General features: G+C 61.7%; 6 protein-coding genes. All 6 read right to left on the reverse strand.

Features of this window, described 5'->3' with window-relative positions; translation table 11 throughout:
* Window positions 1-62 precede the first annotated feature (62 nt).
* Genes BM70_RS0130855 through BM70_RS0130880 form a run of 6 tightly spaced genes read right to left on the reverse strand, consistent with a single transcriptional unit; the run spans window position 63 to window position 4,419 of the window.
* Window positions 63-386, reverse strand: a complete 324-nt coding sequence (locus tag BM70_RS0130855; protein WP_003213776.1) for a DUF3392 domain-containing protein — start codon at window positions 384-386, stop codon at window positions 63-65.
* 17 nt (window positions 387-403) lie between these two features.
* On the reverse strand, window positions 404-1,606 hold the full coding sequence (gene hemW, locus BM70_RS0130860) for a radical SAM family heme chaperone HemW (RefSeq protein ID WP_025859580.1): 1,203 nt from the start codon (window positions 1,604-1,606) through the stop codon (window positions 404-406).
* Window positions 1,603-2,199 (reverse strand): RdgB/HAM1 family non-canonical purine NTP pyrophosphatase, encoded by a 597-nt coding sequence (gene rdgB / locus BM70_RS0130865; protein ID WP_025859581.1) that lies wholly within the window; start codon window positions 2,197-2,199, stop codon window positions 1,603-1,605. The genes hemW and rdgB overlap by 4 nt, the downstream gene beginning before the upstream one ends.
* Window positions 2,196-2,630 (reverse strand): DUF4426 domain-containing protein, encoded by a 435-nt coding sequence (locus tag BM70_RS0130870; protein WP_025859582.1) that lies wholly within the window; start codon window positions 2,628-2,630, stop codon window positions 2,196-2,198. The genes rdgB and BM70_RS0130870 overlap by 4 nt, the downstream gene beginning before the upstream one ends.
* A gap of 21 nt (window positions 2,631-2,651) precedes the next feature.
* Entirely contained in the window at window positions 2,652-3,272 is a 621-nt protein-coding gene (gene metW, locus BM70_RS0130875; RefSeq protein ID WP_016972957.1) for a methionine biosynthesis protein MetW, read from the reverse strand.
* 7 nt (window positions 3,273-3,279) lie between these two features.
* Window positions 3,280-4,419 (reverse strand): homoserine O-acetyltransferase, encoded by a 1,140-nt coding sequence (locus BM70_RS0130880; RefSeq protein ID WP_025859583.1) that lies wholly within the window; start codon window positions 4,417-4,419, stop codon window positions 3,280-3,282.
* Window positions 4,420-4,542: the final 123 nt, after the last annotated feature.

Raw genomic sequence — 4,542 nt, forward strand, 5'->3', positions numbered from 1 at the left:
CACAATAAGCCCGCTCACTACAACAGGCCAGCTCCCACAGTTGTTTCTCGGTGTGCTCGAGGTTAGCGGCGATCGGCCACAACGCCAATCAACACCAGTACCACCAGCAGCACCGGTGCCAGGCTGTAGTTATTGAACTGGCTCAAGCCCCGCACAATCCACGGCGTGGCGTAAATCAACGCCGCGCCGCTGCCGATCATGCACACCAACGCCATCAACGGGACGCGCAATGCGCCTGCGATGCTGCCCAGGCGGGCTTCCACCCAGCCTTTGATATCGGCGCCGAACAGCACCAGCAGGCAGCCGACGAGGGCCAGGGAGATTTCCGACAGGTTGCTACGGCTCCAGCGGGATACGGTGGCGAGCAGGTCGAGTACCAAATCCATTCGATTTCCTTAGAGCGTCAGCTCAAAAACTTCTGCAACAGGTCATTGAGAAAGAGTTGCCCGCGGTCGGTCGCCGCCAGGCGTGACGGTTCGACCTGCATTAAGCCACTTTGTTCTGCCTCGCGGCGGCCTTCATCAAGGCTCGCGAGGTCGAGGCCGGTACGCTCGGCGTAGAGCCTGGCGTCGACACCTTCGGTGAGGCGCAGGGCGTTCATCAGGAACTCGAACGGCAGTTCTTCGTTGGTCAGTTCCTTCGCACCGGCCTGGAAGCTTTTGGCCGGGTTGAGGTAGTCCTTTGGTGCGCGGGTCTTCCAGGTGCGCACGATGCGCCCGTCCGGGTGACTGAGCTTGCCATGGGCGCCGGCGCCGATGCCGATAAAGTCGCCGAAGCTCCAGTAATTGAGGTTATGCCGCGCCGGGCGACCGGGTTGGGCATAGGCCGACACTTCATATTGCGCGTAGCCGTGTTCGGCGAGCAGTGCCTGGCCGGCTTCCTGGATGTCCCACAAGGTATCGTCTTCCGGCAATGCAGGCGGCTGGTTCCAGAAGACGGTATTGGGTTCCAGGGTCAGTTGATACCAGGACAGATGCGTCGGCTTCAGCGCGATGGCCTGGCGCAGGTCGCTCAGGGCATCGTCCAGGGACTGATCGGGCAAGCCGTGCATCAGGTCCAGGTTGAAGTTATCGAACCCGGCCTGGCGCGCCATGCCGGCGGCACGCACCGCTTCGTCACCATTGTGGATGCGGCCCAGGGCTTGAAGCTTTTCTTGCTGGAAGCTCTGGATGCCGATGGACAGGCGGTTGATGCCCAGCTTGCGATACGCGACGAACTTCTCTTGTTCGAAGGTGCCGGGGTTGGCTTCCAGGGTGATCTCGATATCGCGGGCAAATGGGATACGGGCTTCCACCCCCTCGAGCAAGCGACCCAACGCAGCGGCGCTGAACAGGCTCGGCGTACCGCCACCAAAGAAGATCGAGCTCAACTCGCGGCCGTAAACCGCGTGCAGGTCCTGGTCGAGGTCGGCCAGCAGGGCGTCCACATACTCTTCTTCCGGCAGTACTTTACTGGCGGTGTGGGAGTTGAAGTCGCAATAAGGGCATTTGCGCACGCACCACGGGATGTGGATATACAGCGCCAGGGGCGGCAGCACAGGCAAGGCCGCCCGAGGTGTTTGCGCGCCACCGTGGATCAGCGGCTGCGCAGAGGTGTTCTGGGTCATTTCAGGCTCAGGCGTTGGCGCAGCAAATCCATTGCGCGGGCGCGGTGGCTGATCTGGTTCTTGTCGGCCGGGCTCAGTTCGGCGCTGGAGACATTGCGCTCCGGCACCCAGAACAACGGGTCATAGCCAAACCCATGCTCACCGCTGGCCGCATGCAGGATGCGCCCGTGCCACAAGCCTTCGCAGAGGATCGGCAGCGGGTCATCGGCATGCCGTACCAAGGCCAGCACGCAGACGAACTGTGCACCGCGCTCGGCATCGGGCACGTCCTTGAGCGCGTCCAGCAGCTTGGCGTTGTTGGCGGCGTCGCCCTTGCCGTCGGCGTAGCGTGCCGAATAAATGCCCGGCGCGCCGCCGAGGAAGTCGACCGCCAGGCCCGAGTCATCTGCCAGCGCCGGCAGGCCGGAGATACGTGCGGCGTTGCGCGCCTTGAGGATGGCATTCTCGACGAACGACAGGCCGGTCTCTTCCGGCTCCACCTGGCTGAACTCGCCAATCGAGCGCAGTTGCACGGAGTCGCCGAGCATGGCTTGCAGTTCTTTGAGTTTGCCGGCGTTATGGCTGGCCAGTACGAGTTGGGTAAGGTTCATCATTCGGCCGGGAAAAGTTCTTGGACAAAACTGAAACTGTGGGCCTTGCCCCCGGTTTCAACGTTAATCGTGAAGGTCCTGAATTCCTGTTGTGGCACCGAATAGGGGGCCAGGTAGTTGGTGGCGCCTTTTTCGGTGATCTGCTTGAACGTCAGTACTTCGCTCTTGCCGCCCAAGTCCTTGATGGTGCCGGTCACTTGCGCCACCACGGGTGTTACGCCCTTGAACACGGACACGTTGATCAGGCCCTTGTTCTTGCTGCGTACCACGCCTACCGCCTGGGCGGTTTCCGGTTGCAGGAAGCTGGAGGTGAAGGTGTTGTAACGCACGGTGATATCGCCGAATTCCTTCGTGCGATTGGGATCGATAACGTCGGCGGCCATGGCATGGGTGCCAAGGAGTGCGGTCAATAGAAAAATAGCCAAACGACTCATGAGCGTCCCTCTTGAAGATGATTAGACGGCAATCTTGTGGTCGGTCAGGCCAGGACTGCTGACCCGGTAAATACCGATTTCGCCCAACAGGTTGGGCCATAGCTTACTCGCCCAGCCGTGGCGGTGCTGTTGATCGACGGCAAGGCGGTTGATCACCTTGGCTTCACGCTCGCCACACAGGGCTTCGAAGTCTTCGAAGGTGCAGAAGTGGATGTTCGGCGTGTTGTACCAGGTGTAGGGCAGGAAGTCCGACACCGGCATGCGGCCCTTGGTGGCCAGGTACCAACGGCAGCGCCAGTGCCCGAAGTTGGGGAAGGTGATGATGCACTGGCGGCCGACGCGCAGCATCTCGTCGAGGATGCGGTCCGGGTAGTGCACCGCCTGCAGGGCCTGGGTCATCACCACGATGTCGAAACTGTTGCTGGCAAAGTTGCCCAGGCCCTTGTCCAGGTCCTGCTCGATCACGTTGATGCCCTTGGCCACGCACTGGGCGATGTTGTCCGGGTCGTTTTCCAGGCCATAGCCGGTGACTTGCTTGTTGTCGCGCAGCCAGCTCAGCAGTTCGCCATCGCCGCAGCCCAGGTCGAGCACGCGGCTGCCCGCGGGGATCCAGTCTTGGATGATTTCCAGGTCGGCTCTCATGGCGTTCTCACACAGTAATCCGGTTCATGTAATTGCCGAACGCCTGCAAGTAACGCGGGATCGGGATCAGGAAGGCGTCGTGGCCTTGCGGAGCGTCGATCTCCAGATAGCAGACGTCTTTGCGTGCGGCCATCAGCGCATCCACCAGCTCGCGTGAGCGCGCCGGCGAGAAGCGCCAGTCGGTGGTGAACGACATCACGCAGAACTTGGCCGTGGCGCCTTCGAAGGTTTTCGCCAGGTCGTCGTCATGGTTGGCCGCCGGGTCGAAATAGTCCAGGGCCTTGGTCATCAGCAGGTAGGTGTTGGCGTCAAAACGCCCGGAGAACTCCTCGCCTTGATAGCGCAGGTAGCTTTCCACCTGGAATTCGACGCTGTGGAAGTCGTAGTTGAGCTTCTCGCTCTTGAGGCCACGGCCGAATTTCTCGCCCATGGAGTCATCGGACAGGTAGGTGATGTGCCCGACCATCCGCGCCAGCATCAGGCCGCGCTTGGGGATCACACCGGCTTCCTGGAACGAACCACCGTGGAACTCCGGGTCGGTCAGGATGGCCTGGCGCGCCACTTCGTTGAAGGCAATGTTCTGCGCCGACAACTTGGGGGCCGAGGCGATGGCCAGGCAATGGCGCACGCGATCCGGGTAGGTGATGGTCCACTGCAATGCCTGCATGCCACCCAGGCTGCCGCCGATTACGGCGGCCCACTGGCTGACGCCCAGCAGGTCGGCAAGACGCGCCTGGCTGTGCACCCAGTCTTCCACGGTGAGCACCGGGAAGTCGGCGCCGAACGGCTTGCCGGTTTCCGGGTTGATACTGCTCGGGCCGGTGGAACCGTTGCAGCCGCCGAGGTTGTTCAGGCTGACCACAAAGAACTTGTTGGTGTCGATGGGCTTGCCGGGGCCGATGCAACTGTCCCACCAGCCGGGCTTGCGCTCGTCGACCGAATGGAAACCGGCCGCGTGATGATGGCCGGACAAGGCGTGGCAGATCAGCACGGCGTTGCTCGCCGTGGCATTCAGTTGGCCGTAGGTTTCATAGATCAGGTCGTAGGCGGGCAGCGAACGACCGCAGGCCAGGGCCAGCGGTTCGCTGAAGTGCGCCACTTGGGGCACGACCAGTCCAACAGAATCGGGGGGAAAGGCAGCTGGCATCGACCCTGCTCTCGTTTAAATGAGGCGTAAGTCTAAAGAGCGGGAACCCCAGCGGCAAGCAAAGGCCTGCACGGATTGAATTCAATGCCCAGATACAAAATGTAGGAGCCGGCTTGCCGGCGA

This window comes from Pseudomonas sp. CHM02 (genome assembly GCF_000612585.1).
GTDB lineage: Bacteria > Pseudomonadota > Gammaproteobacteria > Pseudomonadales > Pseudomonadaceae > Aquipseudomonas.